This window comes from Salinicola sp. MIT1003, assembly GCF_001858555.1.
In the GTDB taxonomy this organism is placed as follows: domain Bacteria; phylum Pseudomonadota; class Gammaproteobacteria; order Pseudomonadales; family Halomonadaceae; genus Salinicola; species Salinicola salarius.
The window spans coordinates 150,867-171,945 of the sequence record NZ_MCAP01000059.1 but is presented as its reverse complement, the minus strand read 5'-3'; the positions used below and the strand labels follow the sequence as shown (position 1 = coordinate 171,945).

The window sequence follows — 21,079 nt, the reverse complement described above, 5'->3', positions numbered from 1 at the left end:
GCAAGGCCCGGGGGAGGGTCGGGCCGACGCTGTGATACCACTCCGGGTCCTTCGGCAGCAGCGAATGGCCATGGGCGCCTTCACGTTCCAGCGTGACCCAGTAGGGCTGGAAGTAGCCCGACTCCAGGACATGATTGCGTATGCCGCGCCGGCGTGCCGCGGGCATCACCGCCTTGTGGGCGGGGCGGCAGTCGTCGAAGGCGATCTGGTCGGTAATGTCGTGGCGTCGCCATAGATCGGTGACGAATTCCCCCAGCATGGGCCAGGGATCTCGAAAGGTCTCCGTTGACTTGCCATGCCACCCGGCCTGGTCGCCGGTGCTGAAGTTGACCTTGACGACCTTGTGGCCATCGTCACTGAGCCGCTGCCCGAGCTGATGGAAAAACGGGGAGCGGGGCCCTTGAAGGAACAGGAAGGCTCGCCTCGCCGGAAACATCATGTCGATCCCTGTCTGTATCGGACGCTTTGGCGACTCTGCGATGACGCGGGAATCGGCCGTCGTCGACATCGTGGTTGGGAATATGCCTTCAGGATGCATTCGGGAGAGGAACCACGGGCATTGGTGGCGTCGACCCGCCGGTCGGAGGCGTACTGCCGACGGCGTGCCGGTGGCGCCGCCCGGCTCCGGAAGATGCAGGCACGTCTCGACTGTAGCGCGGCCTGGCTTGCCTGCCATGCCGCGTTTTCGTGAATCGGGCGGTGGTTTACATCGTATTGGAAAGATGAGGCTTCTCAGCCCGTCAAGGTCGTCTGGCAAGTCAAGGCCGTCTGGCAAGTCAAGGCCGTCTGGCAAGTCAAGGCCGTCTGGCAGGAGAAGTTGACGGCGAGGTTGACGATGGCGCTGACGACGGGGTTGACGGCGAGACTGATGAAGACGGCGGCAGGGAGGCCAGCAGGGCGCCGATGGTCGGATCGTGGAAGAACGCTACCAGTTGCGTACTGCGAGTGGCGCCGATGCCGGCGTACGTCTGCCAGCCCTGTTCCGAACGATCTCGCAAAGCAGCGAGTGGCGCTGCCAAGGCGGCTCGACGCACTTCATCCGGTATCGACGGCAGGCCGAGGGCGATGAGCCATCGCGTCCGATCCCTCCTTTCGGCGGCATGGAAGGCACCGAGCCACTGCCGGGCGCGGGCTTCCCCGACGCCAGGCAGCGTTTGCAGCTGTGCGATATTCAACTGCCGCCAATCCAGCAGGCCATCGACCAGGCCGGCATCGACCAGCGCAGCCCAGCTGGCAGGGCCGATGCCGCTCATGTCCAGGCCATCCTCGCTGCCGAGCCACGCCAGGCGGGCCAGAAACTGTTCGCGACAGCCGGGCGTCAATGCCAGGCAGGAGAGCGCATCGTAGCGTTCGGCATCGGGAAGCGTCAGCGCCTGGCGCGGCGTTGCGGGGATGATCACGCGTTCGATCTGGGGAATGGTCGCGCCAGCGAGGGAGAGCGATACCTGATCGCCGGGGCGAACGTCCAGTTCCTGCCAATGCGTCAGCGATCCCAGGCTCACCGAACTGACTTCCCGGTCGTCGAGCAGGACGGGATCGAGCCGGGCGACGGGCGTCAGTCGTCCGGTGCGGCCGACCGAAACATCGATCGCTTCGACCACGGCCAGCGTCTGCGCTGCCGGGTATTTCCAGGCGATGGTCCAGCTCGGCGGCTCTGCCTGCCAGCGCGACCCGGGAGGCCGGCTGCTGCGCTTGATGACCACACCATCGGAGGCGAACGGCAGCGGGGCGTGATACCAGCGGTCGCGCCACCGCACGATTTCCGATAGCTGCGAGACCGTTCGGGTGTATCTGGCCGTGTTGCCAAAGCCGAGATCTGTCAGTCGCTGGAGCCGACGTTCGCCGCTGGCAGGGCCATCCGGCCAGGCCCAGGCAAAGAAGCCGATGTCGCGAGCCGCCTCCGCGGACAGCGCTTGTCGGTTCAGTAGCCCGGCCACCTCGGAGCGCGCGGAGACGCCGCCATCCCGGGCCTGCACATGATCGGGGAGACGCAGGTAGAGCTCCCCCTGCAAGGTGACCGGTTCGTCGGTCGGCAGATGCTGGGGAAGGCTCTCGATCTGCCTGGCCTGACGCGTCCAGTCCTGGCCCTTTTCTCCGTTGCCGCGACTGATGGCGGTCTCGAGCTGGCCGTTCCGGTACACGAGCGTCACGGCGACGCCATCCACCTTGGGCTGGATCCATAGCGTCTGGTCCGACTGTCTGGCGAGCCATTCGCCGACGGCCTGGCGATCGGGCAGCTTGTCGAGTCCGGTCTGGGCGAAGGGGTGCTCGAGCTCATCCCGCGGAGAAGCGGGCGTAGGCTGGCGGGATGGCTCGGCGACCGAATCGAGACCGAGGGGTTTGAGATCGAGGGGGTTGAGACAGGCTCGCCAGCGTTGCCAGCGGCGTTTGGCTTCGTCGTAGACGCCGTCATCCACGAGCCGCTTGCCACGCTGATAATACGCCTCGTCCCATGCTCCGAGCTGCCGGGTCAGTGCGGTGAGCGCGTCTTGCTGCTGCGCCTGAGTCGCGCCCGGTGGACATGGGTTTGTTGTGGTGGCGTGACGAGCCGTCTGGTCATTGCCGACATGACTCGCGTCGGCCTGAATCGTGTCGTCATGAGTCGTGTCGGCCTGGGCAAGCCCGGCCAGCCCCAGCCAGACGAGGGCCACGGCCCGGATCAGTATCGCAATCATGGCATCGCTCTCTCGGGTCTTTTAAACGTACAACGACCGGCTGGCGATTTTCTGAATATCCGCGCGCGAAATTCGAGCCAGCGATACGATGATCTGCCCGACCGAGCGAACCAGGACGATCAAAAAAGCCCCGCGAATATCTTCGCGAGGCTTCGGTCAAGCTGGAGATCGAGCGCCGGTAGCTACGGGTTCACGACCCGGTGACGGTGGGCCGTGGCCGGAACGCCGCCGATCACCCGTTGGACTTCAATTGCACGTAATCCAGCAGGATCTGGGACGTCTCCTGCAGTTCGGCGCGATCGGTCGGGTTGGCGTCGTCGGCCTCTTCCTCGCCGCTGTCACTGCTCTGATCGTCATTGCCGGCCTGATCGTCATCGCCGGCCTGGTCGTTGCCTGACGTCTCGTCCTGTTCGCGGGCATCGGTCCAGTGATCGAGCGGTTCCATACCCAGCGCCCTGCGCCGCTGGTTCTCGAGCGCCAGCTGCTCGGTCTCCTGGGCGTCCATTTCACGCTGACGCTGCTCCTTGTTGAGGCTGATGCTGGTCTGCTGATCGCGCAGCCGCTTGCTCAACTGAGCCTGCTTCTCCAGGTAGACGAAGTCCGGGTCGTTGGCGATGCGCTGCTCGTGGCGATCCTGCAGCGCTTCCAGATAACGCCACGGCTCGCCGTAAAGACGGTACTGCACCGGGCGGACGCGATCCCAGGGGAGGGCGTTGTCGAGGGCGCTTTCGCCGATCTCGTCGGGGTCGATCAGGCTCGGGAACAGGATGTCCGGCTCGACACCGCGGTGCTGCGTGCTTTCGCCGGAAATGCGGTAGAACTTGGCGCGGGTCAGCTTGATCTGACCGTGGCTCAGGTCGGTCAGCGTCTGGACGGTGCCCTTGCCGAACGTGCGGCTGCCGACCACCAGGCCGCGACCGTAGTCCTGGATCGCGCCGGCGAAGATTTCCGAGGCGGAAGCGGAAAGCCGGTTGACCAGCACCGCCAGCGGACCTTCGTAGGCCACCCCGGCATCGGTATCGCCGTAGAGATTGATGCGTCCGCCGGCATCGCGGACCTGGACGGTGGGGCCCCGGTCGATGAACAGGCCGATCATGGAGTTGGCTTCCTGGAGCGCGCCGCCACCGTCATTGCGCAGATCGAGCACGATGCCTTCGACGTTCTGCGCCTTGAGCTTGTCGATCTCCTTGGCCACGTCCCGGGTGGTGCTGCGGTAGTCGGACTCGCCCGCCTGCCAGGCATCGAAGTCGACATAGAACGCCGGCACGGTGATGATGCCGATCTTGTGCGTCGTACCGTCACGCTGGATCTCTTCCACCCGGCTGTGGGCGGCCTGATCCTCGAGCTTGACGGTATCCCGCGTGATCCGGATGGTATGCGTGCGGGTCACGTCGACGGCCTTGGCCGGGATGATGTCGAGCCGCACCGTCGAGCCTTTCGGGCCGCGGATCAGGTCGACGACTTCATCGAGACGCATGCCGACCACGTTGACCATGTCGCCGTCTTCGTCCTGGCCCACGGCAACGATACGGTCCGCCGGCTGCAGCGCGCCGCTCTTGTCGGCAGGCCCGCCGGGCACCAGGCTCGATACCTTGACGTACTCGCCGTCGCTCTGCAGCAGCGCGCCGATTCCTTCCAGCGAAAGACGCATCTGGATGTCGAAGGATTCGCTCTGCTGGGGGGAAAAGTACTCGGTATGCGGGTCGACCGTGCCGGTGACCGCCGCCATCAACAGCACGAGCACGTCTTCGGCATTGGTCTGGCGGACGCGATTGAGCTGATTGGCGTAGCGATCGTGGAGCGTCTTCTGGATCTCCTTCGGCGACTGGTCGCTCAAGGAGAGCGTCAGGGCGGCATTCTCCAGCCGCTTGTTCCAGAGTTCGTCGAGCGCCCCCTCGCTGCCCGCCCAGGGAGAGTCTTCCCGGTCGAGCGCCAGACGCTCGTTGCTGGTGTAGTCGTAGTCGATGCCTTGATCGACCTTGTCTACCAGCCACTGGAGCCGGGCTTCCACACGATCCTGATAGTGTGAATAAAATGCATAGACGCGGTCCAGAGCACCGGACTTGACGGCATCATCGAGTGACGTTTCCAGGTCGCTGAAATTGTCGACGTCTCGTTGCAGCAGATAAGCGCGCTGATCGTCCAGCACGTCCAGCAGACGTTGAAAGGCTCGCTTCGACCAATCGTCGTCGAGATCGACGTCGGCGTAGTGGCCATATTGCAGTGACTCGGCGACCTCGCTTGCCGCCTGACGCTGATCGTCCGTTGGGGTGGGACCGGCTAGCGCCGTGACGCTCCATGCCAGCAATAGCAAACACATGGCCGCGTACCGAGCGGCGACAGTCAGGGTCATCAATGAAGCACTCCCGGTTTCCTGTACACTCTCTATTCCCTAGAAGACCACCGGATCCATGAATCTTTTTCAGGTCCGGGACCTATTGTAGCAGTCAGTCCGCGTGACTACAGACCGACATCCGAGGAAACCCATGTCAGAACACGCCGCCGACAAGGCTCTCGAAGATCGCTTGCTCGATTTCCTCCAGCGCTCGCCCTCTTCCTGGCACGCCACCGCCAACCTCGTGACACGACTGGAGGCGGCAGGATATCGGCCTCTCAAGGAAACTGACAGCTGGAAGTTAACACGAGGCGACAAATATTACGTGACGCGTAACGATAGTGCCTTGATCGCGTTCCAGTTGCCGGCTTCGCCGCTCGAGTCGATGCGCATGGTCGGCGCGCATACGGACAGCCCGGCGCTGCGGCTCAAACCGCAACCGGCGATCGTCAACAAGGGCTGGTTGCAGTTGGGTGTCCAGGTCTATGGCGGTGCGTTGCTGTCGCCGTGGTTCGATCGCGACCTGGGAATCGCCGGTCGGGTTCACGTTCGCCGAACCGATGGCCGTCTGCAAGGAGTTTTGCTCAATGTGGGCGATCCGATAGCGATCATCCCCAGCCTGGCGATCCATATGGATCGCGAAGCCAACAACGGTCGTGCCCTGAATGCGCAGACGCAGATGGCACCGCTGCTGATGCAGGGCGGCGATGCCCCGGATTTCGATCACCTGCTCAAGCAGTGGATCGAGCGCGAGCACGCCATCGAGGTGGCGGACATCGTCGACTTCGAGCTGGGCTTCTACGACGTCCAGCCGCCGGCGCGGGTCGGCATCAACGGGGAAATGATCGCCAGCGCTCGGCTCGACAACCTGCTCTCCTGCTTCATCGGTGTCGAAGCGCTGTTGGCTGCCGATGGCCAGCAGGGCGCACTGTTCGTCGCCAACGATCACGAGGAAGTCGGCAGTGCCAGTGCCTGTGGCGCCCAGGGGCCGTTTCTGGCCGACGTGCTGCGTCGCGTGAATGCCGCGCTCGGCGAGCCGGGCGACGAAGGCTTCGTGCGGTTGATCCAGCGCTCCCTGATGATCTCCTGCGACAACGCCCACGCCGTGCACCCCAACTTCGCCGACAAGCACGACGCCAATCATGGGCCGTTACTCAACGCCGGGCCGGTGATCAAGGTCAACGCCAGCCAGCGTTACGCCACCAACAGCGCCACGGCGGCACTGTTCCAGGATATCTGTCGTGAAGCCGACGTGCCGGTGCAGCAGTTCGTGACCCGCGCGGACATGGGCTGCGGCAGCACCATCGGCCCGATCACCGCCACCGAGCTGGGCGTGCCGACCATCGACGTGGGCGTACCGCAATTCGGCATGCACTCGATTCGCGAAACGGCAGGCAGTCGTGACCCGGCGTACCTGATCCGGGCGTTGAAGGTGTTCTTCGATCGAGCCGATCTGATGACCGGTTGAGTCGCGTCAGTCAAACTGGCTGATGGCGGTGCAGGATGACGTTCGGTGCCGACCGCTTGCGGGTCGGCTCTTTCCACATTGAACGAGTAGTGATGACATGCTCAAGACTCCCTATTTGCTGTTCCTGGGCGACGTGCCCGATCCGCTGTCCGCCAAGGTCGCCCAGGGCATCCGTGACTGGCGTCCAGAGTATGCGCTGGGACAGTACCGGTTACCGGGCTGCCAGGCGGACATGAAACTACCGGATCTCGATATCGAGGAAGCCGTGGCGCAAGGCGCCAGGACGCTGGTGATCGGCGCGGCCAATCGCGGCGGGGTGATTTCCCGCAGTTGGATTGCGGTGCTCAATGAGGCGCTGGCCGCCGGCATGGATATCGCTTCCGGCCTGCACAATCTGCTGCGTGACGAGCCGGAGCTGGTGGAGGCGGCCGAGAAGCACGGCGGGCGCCTGATCGACGTGCGCGTGCCGCAGGTTCAGTATCCGATCGGCGACGGCAAGAAGCGCCGTGGCAAGCGCTGCCTGGCGGTCGGGACCGACTGTTCCATCGGCAAGATGTACACCGCACTGGCGCTGGACATCGCCCTGCGCGAGCGCGGCGCCAAGTCGAGCTTCCGCGCCACCGGCCAGACCGGCATTCTGATCACTGGCGAAGGCGTGCCGCTGGATGCCGTCATCGCCGATTTCATGGCCGGTTCCATCGAATGGCTGACGCCGGATAACGACGACGATCATTGGGACATCATCGAAGGGCAGGGCAGTCTGTTCCACCCCTCCTATTCCGGTGTCACCATGGCGTTGATTCACGGCGGCCAGCCGGATGCGCTGATCCTGTGCCATGAGCCGACGCGGACCCATATGCGAGGGTTGCCGCACTATTCGCTGCCGACGCTGGAACAGCTGCGCGATACGGCGCTGCCGCTGGCGCAGGTAGTGAACCCGGCGTGCCAGGTCGTCGGTGTCTCGGTCAATACCTCCGGTATGCCGGTCGACGAGGCGGACCGCTATCTGGAGGCGCTCGAGGCGCGGCTGGGATTGCCGTGTGTCGATCCCTACCGGCAGGGCGCGGATCGGCTGGCCGAGGCGGTGCTGGCATGCTGAAGCTGAGCGTCGAGGCGCAGGTATTTCCGCTCGCCGAAGTCTTCACCATCTCCCGCGGTTCGCGCAGCGAGGCGCGAGTCGTGGTCGTGACGCTGAGCGACGGCGCTCATGCCGGCCGCGGTGAATGCGTACCCTATGCACACTACGGCGAGTCGGTCGATAGCGTCATCGCCCAGATCGAGTCGATGCGCGATGCGCTGGCGCAGGGCATGGATCGTCTCGAACTGCAGTCGCGACTGCCGGCCGGTGCGGCACGCAATGCGCTCGACTGCGCGTTCTGGGATCTGGAAGCCAAGTCCGCCGGCAAGCCGGTGTGGGAGCTCGCCGGGATTGACGCGCCCAGGGCCGTGATCACCGCTTTCACGCTGTCGCTGGAGTCACCCGATGCCATGCGCGAGAAGGCCCGGCGCCACGCCGCTCGGCCGCTGCTCAAGCTGAAACTGGGCGGCGAAGGGGATATCGAGCGCCTCGAGGCCGTTCGCGAGGGCGCGCCCGAGGCACGGATCATCGTCGACGCCAACGAGGGCTGGGACCGCGACGCCTACGAACGTCTGGCGCCGACGCTGGTGTCGCTGGGAATCAGCATGGTCGAGCAGCCGCTGCCGGCGGGCCAGGATGCGCCGCTGGCGGAGATCGAGCGTCCGCTGCCGGTCTGCGCCGACGAGGCTTGCCACGACCGGAGTTCGCTGGCGTCACTGATGGGGCGCTACGACATGATCAATATCAAGCTCGACAAGACCGGCGGCCTGACGGAAGCCTTGGCGCTCAAACAGGAAGCGTTGACGCTGGGTTTCGATATCATGGTCGGCTGCATGGTGGGGTCATCGCTGTCGATGGCGCCAGCGCTACTGGTGGCACAAGGGGCGGCGGTCGTCGATCTCGATGGCCCGTTGCTGCTGGCACGGGATCGCGAGCACGGCATGCGTTTCGATGCCGATGGCATCCATCCGGCGACATCGGCATTGTGGGGTTGAGCGAGCGCTATCCTGAGCCAGGGCTGCGCCGGTGCGATGCTAGTAGCAATGGATCTGAGCGTGAGGCACAGGAAGATGGACATGATGACAGACATAGAGACGGCATGAGATGACACAGCGCACGGTCTACGTGAATGGCGACTACGTCGCGGAACAGGACGCCAAGGTATCGGTCTTCGATCGCGGCTTCCTGTTTGCCGACGGTGTCTACGAGGTTTGTTCGGTGCTCGAGGGCAAGCTGATCGATTTTCCCGGCCATATGCGGCGGTTGAAGCGTTCGGCGGGCGAACTCGAGATGGGGTTGCCGTGGGACGATGATGCGCTGCTGACGATCCATCGCGAATTGACCCGTCGCAACGCGCTCGAGGAGGGCATGGTCTATCTGCAGCTGACGCGAGGTAGCGCCGGCGACCGGGACTTCCACTATCCCGGCGCCGATACGCCGCCGACGCTGGTGCTGTTCACCCAGGCCAAGTCTCTCGTCGACAGCCGCAGTGGCCGCGAGGGCATTCGTGTCGCGACGCAGCCCGACTGGCGCTGGGCGCGGCGGGACATCAAGACGGTGCAGCTGCTCTATCCCGCGATGGCCAAGATGGCGGCGACGGCGGCCGGTGCCGACGATGCCTGGATGGTCGAGGACGGTCTGGTGACCGAAGGAGCATCGAACAACGCGTGGATGTTGACCCATGACGGGACGCTGGTGACGCGGGAACTCTCCCACGCCATCCTCCCCGGTATTACCCGGACCGTCGTTCTGGAGCTCGCCCAGGCGCTGTCGTTGCGCGTCGAGGAGCGGCCGTTCAGCGTCGAGGAGGCGCAGGGGGCCAGGGAGTGCTTCGTCACCTCGGCGTCGTCGTTCGTCACGCCGGTCATCGCGATCGACGATGTGCCGGTCGCCGGTGGCCGCCCCGGCGAGGTAGCGCGAAAGCTGCGTGAAGCCTACATCGAGGAGAGTCGCCGTCGCGCTGTCTGAATCGGGCGGCAGGCTGCGGGAATCGACAGCCTGCCGACCAGGCGGCAATAAGGAAAGCCGGCGTAAAGCCGATACGAAAAAGCCCGCCGATCATGAGAGCGGCGGGCTTTTTCGTGATATCTGGTGGCTACGCCCTGATTCGAACAGGGGACCCCATCATTATGAGTGATGTGCTCTAACCAGCTGAGCTACGTAGCCTTCGAGGCAACCGTGTCGAAGTAACCAGAGTCGCCTGACAACGGTTGCGAATACTACCATAACTTGATGAAACGTCAACGCTTTCCGACATCGGAATCGGTTTTTCGGGCCGGTGCGTCAGACATTGAAGCGGAAGTGCATGACGTCGCCATCCTTCACGACGTAAGCCTTGCCTTCGAGACGCCACTTGCCGGCCTCCTTGGCGCCGTTCTCGCCACCCAGGGCGACGAAGTCCTCGTAGCTGACCACTTCGGCGCGAATAAAGCCCTTCTCGAAGTCGGTGTGAATCACGCCGGCCGCCTGCGGTGCGGTCGCGCCGACCTTGACGGTCCAGGCTCGGACTTCCTTCACCCCGGCGGTGAAATAGGTCTGCAGCCCCAGCAGGCCGTAGCCGGCACGAATGACGCGATCGAGGCCGGGTTCTTCCATGCCCATTTCTTCGAGGAACATGGCGCGTTCTTCGTCCTCGAGCTCAGCGATCTCCGCTTCCAGCTTATTGCAGACCGGCACGACCACCGCATTCTCCCTGGCGGCGATCTCGCGCACGACATCGAGGTGAGGGTTGTTGTCGAACCCGTCCTCGTTGACGTTGGCGATGTACATCGTCGGCTTGAGCGTGAGGAAGCCGAAGCTGCGCAACTGCTGTTGTTCCTCGGCGTCGAGACCGAAGCTGCGCAGCGGCTGGCCTTCGGCCAGGTGCGGCTGGATACGATCCAGAATGGCCTTGGTGGCGATCGCCTCCTTGTCACCGCCCTTGACCACACGGGTCAGGCGCTGGATCGAGCGTTCGACGGCGTCGAGGTCGGCCAGGGCCAGCTCGAGATTGATGGTCTCGATATCGGCGGTGGGGTCGACCTGGTTGGCGACGTGGATGACGTTGTCGTCGTCGAAGCAGCGAACCACGTGGGCGATGGCGTCGGTTTCGCGGATGTTGGCGAGGAACTGGTTGCCCAGGCCTTCACCCTTGGAGGCGCCTTCGACCAGGCCGGCGATATCGACGAACTCCATCGTGGTCGGCACCACCTTTTCCGGCTTGACGATCTCGGCGAGCTTGTCGAGACGCGGGTCGGGCATCGGCACGATACCGGTATTGGGTTCGATGGTGCAGAACGGGAAATTCTCGGCGTCGATGCCGGAGCGAGTCAATGCATTGAAGAGGGTCGACTTGCCAACGTTGGGCAGGCCGACGATGCCGCAATTGAAACCCATGGTGTATCCCTGAAACGATGTGATCCTGAATTCGATTCGATCATGGCAGACGCGAACGAATAAGCACGAAAAAGTGAATGGCGGGCATTCTACGGGACGCGGTCGGCGGGGGCCAGACTCTTGCCGAGCTACGAGCTACGAGCTACGAGCTACGAGCTACGAGCTACGAGCTACGAGCTACGAGCTACGAGCTACGAGCTACGAGCGAATCAGGCGGGTTTGAAACTATGCAGACGATTCATCGCCTTGGCCCAATCTCCGGCGAGTACGTCAGGCAGGGTGGCGATGGTTTCATCAAGCGAATCGTCGATGGCCTGGCGTTCGGCCTTGCCGGGACGACCGAGGACATAGTTGGTGACGAGCTTGGCACTGCCGGGGTGGCCGATGCCGATACGCAAACGGTGGAAACCGTTGCTGTTGCCCAGGGCACTGATGATATCGCGCAGGCCGTTGTGGCCGCCGTGTCCGCCACCCGTCTTGTAGCGGGCGCAGCCGGGCGCGATGTCGAGTTCGTCGTGAGCGACGAGGAGTTCGTCCGGCGCGATCTTGAAGAACTGGCACAGCGCAGCCACCGAGGCACCGCTGCGATTCATGAAAGTGGTGGGGTTGAGCAGATGAAGATCGTGCCCGCCCAGGCGGATCCTGGCATGAAGACCCAGAAACTTGCGTTCGGGACGCAGCGTTTCCGCTGCGTCCCGAGCGAGCTGTTCGACCAGCCAGGCACCGGCATTGTGACGGGTGTCTTCGTATTCCGGCCCCGGATTACCGAGACCGATGATCGCTTTCACTGTCATGCCGACTGCCTGTTGTCCGATCTCTGACGCAGGATTACGCGTCGCCTTTCGGTTCGCCTTCTTCGTCGACGCCTTCACCGGCGACTTCGTCGTCACTGGCGACGGTCGGGTGCGTGACGCTGACGACGCCGGCGTCGTGCTCTTCACCATGGGTCAGCTCGACCAGAGTCACACCTTCCGGCAGTTTGATGTCGGACAGGTGGATGGTTTCGCCGAGGCCCAGGTTGGCCACGTCGACTTCGATGTATTCCGGCAGCTTGGACGGCAGACAGCTGATCTGAACGTCGTTGTTCAGAACGTGCAGCACGCCACCTTCGTCCTTGACGCCTTTGCACGTTTCTTCGTTGAGGAAGTGCAGCGGAACGTTCAGGGTCAGCTCGTGGGTCGCATCGACGCGCATGAAGTCAGCGTGAGTGACCAGCGCCTTGTACGGGTGGCGCTGCAGATCACGGATGACGACCTGCTCGCTCTTGCCGTCGACATTGATGTCGATGATCGAGGAGAAGAACGCTTCTTCTTCGATCGCCTTGTAGAAGGCCGGCTTGTCGATGGTGATCGGCTGCGGCTCGGCAGAGCCACCGTAGATGATGGCAGCGACCTGTTCGTTCTTGCGGCGCAGGCGGCGGCTCGCACCTTTCCCCAGCTCCTTGCGAACATTGGCGGTCAGGGTGTAATGGGACATTGATTGTCACCTCTAATGGTCAAGTAATGGAAATCGGCATCGCCCGCGACCAGACGATGCCGTTTCCAGTAGGGCCACTGCCCTCATGGCAGTGGCCCACGTATCCGCGCGGGGTTCCCTGTCGGTTCGGAACGACCGTGATCGGGCCATTCCGATGGCGATCAGTGGAACATCGCGCTGACGGATTCTTCGTTACTGACACGACGAATGGCCTCGGCGATCAGGCCGGCGACCGTCAACTGACGGATCTTGCCGCTACGACGTGCAGGTTCGGAGAGCGGTATGGTATCGGCAACGACGAGTTCGTCAAGCACTGAACCGCTAATATTGTCCACGGCGGGCCCGGACAGGATCGGATGCGTGGCATAAGCGACCACTCGACGAGCGCCACGATCCTTCAATGCCTCGGCGGCCTTGCAGAGGGTGCCGGCGGTATCGACCATGTCGTCGACCACCACGCAGGTGCGATCCTGGATGTCGCCGATGATGTGCATCACCTGGGCCTGGTTGGCCTGCGGGCGACGCTTGTCGATGATCGCCAGGTCGACGTTGAGCTGTTTGGCGATGGCGCGGGCACGGACCACGCCGCCGACATCGGGAGAGACCACGACCAGGTCGTCGTAGTTCTGACGCTCGATGTCGTCGAGCAGGATCGGAGAGCCGTAGACGTTGTCCACCGGCACGTCGAAGAAACCCTGGATCTGGTCGGCGTGCAGATCCATGGTCATGACGCGATCGACACCGGCCTTGACCATCATGTCGGCGACGACCTTGGCCGAGATCGGCACGCGGGCCGAACGCACGCGGCGATCCTGGCGCGCATAGCCGAAGTAGGGCACGACGGCCGTGATGCGGGTGGCCGAGGCGCGACGCAGCGCATCGACCATCAGGATCAGCTCCATGAGGTTGTCGTTGGTCGGCGCGCAGGTCGACTGCAGGATGAAGACGTCTTTACCGCGTACGTTTTCGTTGATTTCGACGGCGATTTCGCCATCGCTGAACTGTCCGACCGTCGCGTGACCCAGTCGGTTATCCAGACTCTCGGCTACCTTCGAAGCAAGTCCGACGTTGGCGTTACCGGTAAAAACCATCAATTTAGACACGCGCGGCCACCTTTGAGAGCAGTTGAAGGTCGGTAGAGGACATTCGTTTCGGTTTCAGGACGGATGACGAGGCTGCATAGGGAAGGCGAGGCGATGGGCGGGATTTTGAAATGCCACGCTTGCCCGTCGACGATGCGCTCTGGCATCGAAGTCGTACGTCGAGACGGCAGGAGAAGCAACCGCAACGCCGGTGGGGGAAATCGTGTGGGCTGAGTGGCCATCGCGACCCGGTTTCCGTATGCAGGCTTGTCGAAAGTCAGGAAGTGGCTGGGGTACCAGGATTCGAACCTGGGAATGCTGGTACCAGAAACCAGTGCCTTACCACTTGGCGATACCCCAGCAATCATTGGTCGCGCCTATTATGCGCAAAAGCACAAACCATTGGCTAGGTGTGGACGAAAAACCAGTCATGAAGCCGCGAGCCGTCTGAAAAATCTGGCAAAAACCGCTGGGTCGAAAGCGGTCTTTTCAGCGGATGGCATGGCGGATCACGCTCGAGTCCTGTCCAGACCCTTGGCAGTTTCCAGAGCCTGGTGCAACGGAGAAACGTCGCTGCCACGGGCCTTGAATGCCTGCCATTCGTCCGGGACCTGTCGCAGTACCCGTTCGGCCTGCGTTTCGCCGTCCAGCGGACAGAAGACGCAGGCGCCTGTCCCTGTCAGTGCCGCCTTGCCATACTGGCCGAGCCAGTTCAGCGCGCGGTCTACCTCGGGGTGAAGCGCTCGCACGATGCTCTCGCAATCGTTGCGCCACACTGCGTCAGGGGCGGCCCCGTCGAGTGCGCGACGCATACTAATGACCGTGCTATTACGTGTCAAACCAGGGTGGCCGAAAATCGCCGCCGTGGAGATTTCCACGCCCGGATGGATGACGACGAACCAGGAAGGCGCCAGCTCGACGGGGACGAGACGTTCGCCGACCCCTTCCGCCCAGGCGCTATGGCCGCGTACGAACACCGGTACATCGGCGCCCAGTTCCAGCCCCAGCGTCGCCAGTCGCTCGAGACCGAGATCGAGCCCCCAGAGATGGTCGAGCGCCAGCAGCGTGGTGGCGGCGTTGGAGCTGCCACCGCCCAGCCCGCCGCCCATCGGCAGGCGCTTCTCCAGCGTGATCGCCGCGCCCTGGCGACAGCCGGTTTCGCGCTGAAGAAGCCGCGCTGCCCGAACGACGAGATTGTCCGCTTCGGCAACATTGGCCAGCGCGGGGGAGAGCGTGATGTCGTCGCTGTCGGCCCGTGAGTGGAATCGCAGCGTGTCGCCGCGATCGAGAATCTGGAACAGCGTCTGCAGCGTGTGATAGCCATCCGGCCGACGACCGGTAATGCGCAACAGGCGATTGAGCTTGGCCGGCGCGGGCAGCGTCAATGGTGTCATCGGGTCGCGTCCGGTGTCTCTTCAGCGGGTCGTTCAGACCCGTCGGAGGGACGTTCGGATCCAGCCTGCGGCTGCCACTGGTTGACGACCAGCGTGGCGCGGATGTCGTCGTAGGTCATGATCAGGCGGCTCGGCAGCCATAGCGAATCGGCGTAGGTCCAGTCGCGGTAGCGGATATTCCAGCCGTCCTGGCTCAGGGTCTTGGGAAAGCCGAGTTCGTCGTCGCTCTGCTGGTGGGAGCGGCCGGGCGCCGGAAGGCCGCGCACCCAGTAGTCGAGTGCCGAGATCGGTAGCGACCAGCCCAGTTGCTGCTGCATCAGGGCTTCCGGCGACGATGCCTCGAAGCGGCCGTCGCTGGTGGTCAGCGTCACCGCGCCTTGGCGGCCTTCGAGCACGCTGCGTCCGGCGCCGAACGGGCCGCTGATCAGCATGCGGTATTGGCCGGGCGACTGGGACCAGTCCAGATTGGCGCTGCGGCTCTCTTCCGGGGTTCGCAGGCCGACCTTGCCGGCTACCGTCCAGGTGTCGAGCGCGGCCAGATCGTCCTGTTGCCGCTGCCAGTCGTCGGGCTGGCGCGGCACGTCCGGTGCGGGTGCCTGTCCGGCGCAACCGGCAAGCCAGGCCACCAGAACGAGGGTGCCGAGCGCCTGCCACCACGGCTTGAACGGAATCGAAACGGTCTGTCGCCGTTCACTGGCCGAAAGGGAGTGTGGCATCGAATGTTTCCTGTCGAATGCGAATGAATTGAGGTATCCGGCTGCCGGGTCAGGGCGCCAGCTGCGGATAACGCAGCAGCAGGTCGTCGATATCCGGGTGAATTTCGCTGCCGGCGAGTGCCGATTCCACCAGTGTCCGCGCCTCGGTCGTCTGATCGAGAACGACCAGCGCTTCGGCCAGATGCGCGGCGACTTCCTGATCCGGCTGGCCGGCGTAGGCACGACGCAGATACCCGAGCGCCTTTTGCGTCTCCCCGCGCTTGAAATGAACCCAGCCCAGGCTATCGAGAATGGCGGGGCTCTGCGGCTCGAGGGCGTGGGCTCGCTCGATGAGTTCCAGCGCTTCGTCGTAATGGTCCGCCGTCGTCGCCAGGGTATAGCCCAGCGCGTTGAGAGCGGCGGCATTGTCGGGTTCTCTGGCGATGATGTCGCGCAACTGCGCCATCATCGCTTCGACATTGCCACGTTCGAATTCGCGCATGGCCCGGGTGTAGAGCAGGTCGGTGTCGTCCGGTGCCTGCTCGAGGGACTCGGCGAGCAGCGTATCCGCGGCAGCGCTCTGGCCGGCGTTGTCCAGCGCCTGCACGCCGATCTGGGTCAGCGCCGCGCGCTGGGCGGGATGACGCAGAATCTCGACGCGCAGGAATGTCCGGGCATCTTCGGTGCGGTCGCCGGCCGTCAGCATCTGGGTGGCGAGCGCGCGGGAGTCGAGGAAGCCGGGCCCGGTCGGCACCTGCCGGTAATAGAGCAGCGCGTTGTCGATTTCTCCCTGCGACTCGGCAATGCTGCCCAGCACCAGGTAGGTCGCCGGCGGCGTATCGTCGCGATCGAGCAGTGGCAGCAGCAGCCTTCGGGCGGGCTCAAGCGCGCCAGCGTCGAGATAGAGCTGGGCGAGACCGATACGCAGCGTCGGCGTATCGTCGTGGCGCGCCAGCAACTGGTCGATTCGGGGCTCGGCAGCGGCGATGTCGCCATTGGCGATTTCCGCCTGTGCCAGCGCCAGCAAAAACCGGCTGTCATCGGGGGCCAGCTCTCGCCCGCGCTGCGCCGAGAAGACGGCCTGATCGTAGTCGCCGGCCTCGAGCGCGATCTGCGACCGGGTGAGCCAGAGCATCGGCAGGTCGGCGTGGCGGCGAGCCAGGTTCGTCAGCCGCTGTCGGGCTTCATCGAACTGACCGTTGGCCGCTTCGAGCCGTGCCGTTGCCATCTGGGCATCGGCATGGTCGGGCTGGGCGGCGGTGAAGTCGCGCAACTGGGCGATCAGCGGTGGCAGGTCTGCCTGGGATTCCACCATCAGGTCGGCGAGCTCGAGAAGCTGTGCCTCTTCTCCTGAACGGGCGAGCTCCAGCCTGTGACGTAGTGCCGCAGGCCAGTCGCCCCGATCCACGGCGATGCCGGAAAGCAGCTTCTGCGGCGCCGAGTCCTGCGGCGCCAGCTGTTGCCAGCGAGCCGCTGCGGAGGTCAGCAGGCTCTTGTCATCGGTATATCGCGCGGCCAGCGTGGCGCGCTCGGCGAGTTCGGCGGAACGGTAGCGTTCGGCGGCCTCCAGATAGCCGTCGGCGGCGCGGTGAAAGTCACCTCGCTGCCCGGCCATCTCGGACAACAGCACCTGGGACAGGCCCTGGGCGTCGAACCCGCGGGTGATCGGCGGCGCCGATGTCAAAGGATCATCGGCGGGCGCCGATGCCGTGTCGGCCGACATGTTTTGGCAGCCAGCCAGCAGAACCGCGCAACTGGCGGCGTAGAACAGACTTTTGGGCATGCCGTCCTCGAGATCGATCAATGGCTCCAGCATAACGGCTGGCCGCCGGGGGTCAATCGCCGAGGCATGTCGGTCGGCGTGTTTCATTGCCTGCTAAGCGTCTTTCGGCTGTGCTAAAATGGCGCCGCCCGGCCGGGCGGACCACAATGAGGTGGATATTGCCGACCGGGTTCGTCTCGCCGTCTCCGCTTCCGGTCGACCGCGAGAATGGGTGAAGCGGCCGGCAACCTGACATGCCCCGCGCTTCATTCCGGTATGCCGCGCTTTGCTTCGAGGACATCCGCGAGCGCAGACGCCGGATCCACGCAAGACAAATGACCGTGATTTCATGACGCTGCTAGCTCTGGGTATCAACCATAGAACGGCTGCGGTCGACATGCGCGAGCGTGTCGCCTTCTCGCCGGCACAACTCGAGTCCGCGCTGACGCAGCTGCGGGCCTTGCCCGACGTGCGAGAGGCGGCGGTGCTCTCCACCTGTAACCGGACCGAGCTCTACTGCATCACCGTCGCCAATGGCGAGCGCCAGTTGCTCGAATGGCTGGGGGCGTTTCACGGCATGCCCGCGCAGGAGCTGTTGAACTGTGCCTACCACTACCATGAGGGGGAGGCCGCCAGGCATCTGATGCGTGTGGCGGCGGGTCTGGATTCCATGGTGCTGGGGGAACCGCAGATTCTCGGTCAGCTCAAGGATGCCTACCAGATCGCGCGCCAGCACGCAGGGCTGGGTAGCGAGCTGGAGCGTCTCTTCCAGCAGACCTTTTCGGTCGCCAAGCAGGTCCGCAGCGAAACCGCGATCGGGGAAAATCCGGTCTCGGTTGCTTATGCCGCCGTCAGTCTCGCCAGCCGTATCTTCGACGATTTCAGTCGTGCCCGGGCATTGCTGATCGGGGCCGGCGAGACGGTCGAGCTGGTCGCACGTCACTTGCGCGAGGCTGGCATCATGGGGCTGACGGTCGCCAACCGCACGCTGGCGCGGGCCCAGGCGCTGGCCGAAACCTGCGATGCGCGAGCGATCGAGCTCAATGCCATTCCGCAGGCGCTGGAGCAGGCGGACATCGTCATCGCCTCCACGGCCAGCGAGTTGCCGATCCTCGGCAAGGGCATGGTCGAACGTGCGCTCAAGGTACGCCGCCACCGGCCCATCTTCATGGTCGATATCGCGGTGCCGCGGGACATCGAGCCTGAAGTGGGCGATCTCGACGATGTCTTCCTCTATAGCGTCGACGATCTGCAGCAGGTGATCGCCGAGAATCGGCGTCATCGCGAGGTCGCGGCACGCCAGGCCGAAGCGCTGATCGAAAGCGGGGTCGATCGCTGGCTGCATGAACGCCGAGTGCGCGGGGCGGGGGATCTGATTCGCCGCTATCGCCAGCATGGCGAGGCGCTGCGGCGCGATTCCGAAGCCGAGGCGCTGGCGCAACTGGCGCGGGGCGAAGATCCGGAGACGGTGATCAAGCGTCTGTCGCACCAGTTGGCCAATAAATTGATGCACGGCCCCACGCTGCGCTTGCGCGAAGCGTCGGGTCAATCACGTCACGATATCATTCAGGCGGCCGACAACTTGCTCATCGAAGGGCCCGCCACGACACAGGACTCGGTATGAAAATACAGGACTGGGCATGAAAGCGTCTTTGCGCGAACGACTCGACGCCTTTCAGGAGCGCTTCGAGGAGCTGTCAGCGCTGCTCTCCGAGCCCGAGGTGATCGCCGATCAACCGCGTTTCCGCGATTACTCCCGCGAATACGCCGAGCTCGAACCGCTGGTCGAGTCCTGGCTCGTCTACCGCCGCACCGAGGGCGATATCGAGGCCGCCGACCAGATGCGACAGGACAGCGACCCCGAAATGCGCGAGCTGGCCGAGGAGGAATGGCGTTCTTCCAGAGCCCGGCTCGAGGAGCTCGAGGAGGAGGTCAAGCGCTTGCTGGTGCCCAAGGATCCGGACGACGACAGCAACGTCTTCCTGGAGGTCCGTGCCGGTACCGGTGGTGACGAGGCGGCACTGTTCGCCGGCGACCTGTTTCGCATGTATTCCCGCTACGCCGAGCGGCGCGGCTGGAAGGTCGAGGTGGTCAGCGCCAACCATGGCGAACAAGGCGGGTACAAGGAGATCATCGCTCGGGTCAAGGGCGATAACGTCTACGCGTCGTTGAAGTTCGAATCCGGCGCGCACCGGGTGCAGCGCGTCCCGGCAACGGAATCGCAGGGGCGGATCCATACCTCGGCCTGCACGGTCGCGGTGATGCCCGAAGCGGATGAAGTCGGCGACATCGATATCAACACCAACGATCTTCGCGTCGACACGTTCCGCTCCAGCGGTGCCGGCGGCCAGCATGTCAACACCACGGACTCGGCGATCCGTATCACGCACCTGCCGACCGGGCTGGTGGTCGAATGTCAGGAAGAGCGCAGCCAGCACAAGAACCGTGCCAAGGCGATGTCGCTGCTGGCGGCGCGGCTGAAGCAGGCGGCGGTGGACTCCCAGCGTCAGCAACAGGCCGATACGCGCCGTTCCCTGGTAGGGTCGGGTGATCGCAGCGAGCGAATCCGCACCTACAATTTCCCGCAGGGCCGCCTCACCGACCACCGCATCAATCTGACGATCTACAAGCTGGGCGAGGTCGTCGCCGGCGATCTCGACGAGGTCATCGGGCCTCTGGTCAATGAGTACCAGGCCGATCAGCTGGCGGCATTGCAGGGGGAGTGATGACGATCGATGACGCCCTGCGCGAGGCGGCAGGGCGCCTCGTCATGTCGCCGACGGCGCGGCTCGATGCGGAAGTGCTGCTGGCCAATGTCTGCGAGACGAACCGGACCTGGCTCTATACCTGGGGCGATCGGGAGTTGACGGCAGCCCAGCACGAGGCCTTCCAGCAACTGGTCGCCCGGCGCGTCGAAGGGCTGCCGGTAGCGTACCTGGTCGGCTCGCGGGAGTTCTGGGGGCTTTGCCTCGAGACCTCGCCGGCGACCTTGATTCCGCGGCCGGATACCGAACGCCTGGTCGAAGTCGCGCTCGAGTTTGCCACGCCACCCACTGGCGAGCTGCTCGATCTGGGCACCGGTACCGGCGCCATCGCGCTGGCCTTTGCCAGCGAACGCCCGGGCTGGCGGGTTACTGGCGTCGATCTTGCCCCTGACGCCGTGACCCTGGCACAAGCCAATGCCCGGCGGCTGGTGATCGCCAACGCTTGCTTCCTCGAAAGCGACTGGTTCTCGGCGCTGGCCGGGCATCGCTTCGACCTCATCGTCTCCAATCCGCCTTATATTGCCGACGACGATCCGCACCTGCTGCGTGACGATGTGCGTTTCGAGCCGCGTTCGGCACTGGTGGCCGAGGCTTCCGGGATGTCGGATCTCGAATGGCTGGCTGCGCGCGCGCCGGATCATCTGCAGCCGGGCGGTTGGTTATGGATGGAACACGGTCATGCGCAAGCGGGTCTGGTGCGGGAGGTGCTGTTGCGTCGAGGATTCCGCGATGTCGACTCGCGGCGCGATCTCGCAGGCCACGAGCGCGTTACCGGCGGGCGGTGGGAATGAGCAATCGGCGGGCGGTAGGGATGAGTGGTCTGGGGCATGGAACCACTCTCCAGCGGCCGGAGCGTTGAACGCGGGTTGCCGGGCGCGCTGGTGATTCGCGCCGACACTGTGATAGTAATATCGCCCCGCGATACAGGGGTAGGCCGGGGCGTGACATCCATCCGATACCAGCCATCGCTCATC

At 64.2% G+C, this 21,079-nt stretch carries 16 protein-coding genes, 2 tRNA genes and 1 pseudogene; 7 read left to right on the top strand and 12 right to left on the bottom strand.

The annotated features are described in order from the left end of the window. From BC443_RS18855 to BC443_RS17420, 3 genes and pseudogenes are all read right to left on the bottom strand, one after another. Positions 1-439 (bottom strand): annotated as a pseudogene (locus BC443_RS18855) (capsule biosynthesis protein CapA); the annotation flags it as partial. 355 nt (positions 440-794) lie between these two features. Continuing rightward, positions 795-2,675 (bottom strand): NAD-dependent DNA ligase LigB, encoded by a 1,881-nt coding sequence (gene ligB / locus BC443_RS17425; protein ID WP_071233151.1) that lies wholly within the window; start codon positions 2,673-2,675, stop codon positions 795-797. 232 nt (positions 2,676-2,907) lie between these two features. Next, complete coding sequence (locus tag BC443_RS17420) at positions 2,908-5,028, bottom strand: carboxy terminal-processing peptidase (protein WP_071233150.1); 2,121 nt, start codon at positions 5,026-5,028, stop codon at positions 2,908-2,910. A gap of 133 nt (positions 5,029-5,161) precedes the next feature. Between BC443_RS17420 and BC443_RS17415 the strand changes: the two genes are divergently transcribed. The 4 genes from BC443_RS17415 (at position 5,162) to BC443_RS17400 (ending at position 9,524) form a co-directional block, all read left to right on the top strand. Continuing rightward, a complete protein-coding gene (locus BC443_RS17415; RefSeq protein WP_071233149.1) occupies positions 5,162-6,478 on the top strand; it encodes a M18 family aminopeptidase in 1,317 nt (438 codons plus the stop codon). A 97-nt stretch (positions 6,479-6,575) separates the two neighbouring features. Further along, positions 6,576-7,577 carry an N-acetyltransferase DgcN gene (gene dgcN, locus BC443_RS17410; RefSeq protein WP_071233148.1) on the top strand — a complete coding sequence of 334 codons (1,002 nt, stop codon included), beginning with the start codon at positions 6,576-6,578 and terminating at the stop codon, positions 7,575-7,577. Beyond that, positions 7,571-8,551: an N-acetyl-D-Glu racemase DgcA gene (gene dgcA, locus BC443_RS17405; RefSeq protein WP_210766299.1), complete on the top strand. Its 981-nt coding sequence runs from the start codon at positions 7,571-7,573 to the stop codon at positions 8,549-8,551. The genes dgcN and dgcA overlap by 7 nt, the downstream gene beginning before the upstream one ends. A 109-nt stretch (positions 8,552-8,660) precedes the next feature. Further along, positions 8,661-9,524 (top strand): D-amino-acid transaminase, encoded by an 864-nt coding sequence (locus BC443_RS17400; RefSeq protein ID WP_071233147.1) that lies wholly within the window; start codon positions 8,661-8,663, stop codon positions 9,522-9,524. 121 nt (positions 9,525-9,645) lie between these two features. Here the strand turns inward: BC443_RS17400 and BC443_RS17395 are convergent. The 9 genes from BC443_RS17395 to BC443_RS17355 form a co-directional block, all read right to left on the bottom strand. Next, positions 9,646-9,722 (bottom strand) — tRNA-Met (locus tag BC443_RS17395). A gap of 117 nt (positions 9,723-9,839) precedes the next feature. Beyond that, entirely contained in the window at positions 9,840-10,931 is a 1,092-nt protein-coding gene (ychF, locus tag BC443_RS17390) for a redox-regulated ATPase YchF (protein ID WP_071233146.1), read from the bottom strand. A 209-nt stretch (positions 10,932-11,140) separates the two neighbouring features. Continuing rightward, entirely contained in the window at positions 11,141-11,725 is a 585-nt protein-coding gene (gene pth, locus BC443_RS17385; protein WP_071233145.1) for an aminoacyl-tRNA hydrolase, read from the bottom strand. 34 nt (positions 11,726-11,759) lie between these two features. Beyond that, on the bottom strand, positions 11,760-12,407 hold the full coding sequence (locus BC443_RS17380) for a 50S ribosomal protein L25/general stress protein Ctc (RefSeq protein WP_071233144.1): 648 nt from the start codon (positions 12,405-12,407) through the stop codon (positions 11,760-11,762). A 161-nt stretch (positions 12,408-12,568) separates the two neighbouring features. After that, the gene (locus BC443_RS17375) at positions 12,569-13,498 is read right to left on the bottom strand and encodes a ribose-phosphate pyrophosphokinase (RefSeq protein WP_071233143.1); all 930 of its coding nucleotides are present in this window, start codon (positions 13,496-13,498) and stop codon (positions 12,569-12,571) included. Positions 13,499-13,774: 276 nt separating this feature from the next. Beyond that, positions 13,775-13,849 (bottom strand) — tRNA-Gln (locus tag BC443_RS17370). A 149-nt stretch (positions 13,850-13,998) separates the two neighbouring features. Next, positions 13,999-14,883, bottom strand: coding sequence for a 4-(cytidine 5'-diphospho)-2-C-methyl-D-erythritol kinase (gene ispE / locus BC443_RS17365; RefSeq protein ID WP_071233142.1), 885 nt, complete (start codon positions 14,881-14,883; stop codon positions 13,999-14,001). After that, on the bottom strand, positions 14,880-15,599 hold the full coding sequence (gene lolB / locus BC443_RS17360) for a lipoprotein insertase outer membrane protein LolB (RefSeq protein ID WP_083387496.1): 720 nt from the start codon (positions 15,597-15,599) through the stop codon (positions 14,880-14,882). Before lolB ends, ispE begins: the two co-directional genes overlap by 4 nt. A 49-nt stretch (positions 15,600-15,648) precedes the next feature. Next, positions 15,649-17,361: a tetratricopeptide repeat protein gene (locus tag BC443_RS17355; protein ID WP_071233165.1), complete on the bottom strand. Its 1,713-nt coding sequence runs from the start codon at positions 17,359-17,361 to the stop codon at positions 15,649-15,651. A 328-nt stretch (positions 17,362-17,689) separates the two neighbouring features. On the opposite strand from BC443_RS17355, the gene hemA reads away from it, so the two are divergent. The 3 genes from hemA to prmC are packed head-to-tail and all read left to right on the top strand — an operon-like array spanning position 17,690 to position 20,896. Beyond that, positions 17,690-18,964, top strand: a complete 1,275-nt coding sequence (hemA, locus tag BC443_RS17350) for a glutamyl-tRNA reductase (protein ID WP_071233141.1) — start codon at positions 17,690-17,692, stop codon at positions 18,962-18,964. A gap of 16 nt (positions 18,965-18,980) precedes the next feature. Then, complete coding sequence (gene prfA / locus BC443_RS17345; RefSeq protein ID WP_071233140.1) at positions 18,981-20,066, top strand: peptide chain release factor 1; 1,086 nt, start codon at positions 18,981-18,983, stop codon at positions 20,064-20,066. After that, on the top strand, positions 20,066-20,896 hold the full coding sequence (gene prmC / locus BC443_RS17340) for a peptide chain release factor N(5)-glutamine methyltransferase (RefSeq protein ID WP_071233139.1): 831 nt from the start codon (positions 20,066-20,068) through the stop codon (positions 20,894-20,896). Before prfA ends, prmC begins: the two co-directional genes overlap by 1 nt. Positions 20,897-21,079: the final 183 nt, after the last annotated feature.

Coding starts and splice junctions, on each gene's coding strand:
- hemA (WP_071233141.1), top strand. CDS start 17,690: ATGACGCTGCTAGCTCTGGGTATCAACCATAGAACGGCTGCGGTCGAC.
- ychF (WP_071233146.1), bottom strand. CDS start 10,931: ATGGGTTTCAATTGCGGCATCGTCGGCCTGCCCAACGTTGGCAAGTCG.
- BC443_RS17400 (WP_071233147.1), top strand. CDS start 8,661: ATGACACAGCGCACGGTCTACGTGAATGGCGACTACGTCGCGGAACAG.
- BC443_RS17375 (WP_071233143.1), bottom strand. CDS start 13,498: ATGGTTTTTACCGGTAACGCCAACGTCGGACTTGCTTCGAAGGTAGCC.
- BC443_RS17380 (WP_071233144.1), bottom strand. CDS start 12,407: ATGTCCCATTACACCCTGACCGCCAATGTTCGCAAGGAGCTGGGGAAA.
- dgcN (WP_071233148.1), top strand. CDS start 6,576: ATGCTCAAGACTCCCTATTTGCTGTTCCTGGGCGACGTGCCCGATCCG.
- ispE (WP_071233142.1), bottom strand. CDS start 14,883: ATGACACCATTGACGCTGCCCGCGCCGGCCAAGCTCAATCGCCTGTTG.
- lolB (WP_083387496.1), bottom strand. CDS start 15,599: ATGCCACACTCCCTTTCGGCCAGTGAACGGCGACAGACCGTTTCGATT.
- prmC (WP_071233139.1), top strand. CDS start 20,066: ATGACGATCGATGACGCCCTGCGCGAGGCGGCAGGGCGCCTCGTCATG.
- ligB (WP_071233151.1), bottom strand. CDS start 2,675: ATGATTGCGATACTGATCCGGGCCGTGGCCCTCGTCTGGCTGGGGCTG.
- dgcA (WP_210766299.1), top strand. CDS start 7,571: ATGCTGAAGCTGAGCGTCGAGGCGCAGGTATTTCCGCTCGCCGAAGTC.
- BC443_RS17415 (WP_071233149.1), top strand. CDS start 5,162: ATGTCAGAACACGCCGCCGACAAGGCTCTCGAAGATCGCTTGCTCGAT.
- BC443_RS17420 (WP_071233150.1), bottom strand. CDS start 5,028: ATGACCCTGACTGTCGCCGCTCGGTACGCGGCCATGTGTTTGCTATTG.
- BC443_RS17355 (WP_071233165.1), bottom strand. CDS start 17,361: ATGCCCAAAAGTCTGTTCTACGCCGCCAGTTGCGCGGTTCTGCTGGCT.
- prfA (WP_071233140.1), top strand. CDS start 18,981: ATGAAAGCGTCTTTGCGCGAACGACTCGACGCCTTTCAGGAGCGCTTC.
- pth (WP_071233145.1), bottom strand. CDS start 11,725: ATGACAGTGAAAGCGATCATCGGTCTCGGTAATCCGGGGCCGGAATAC.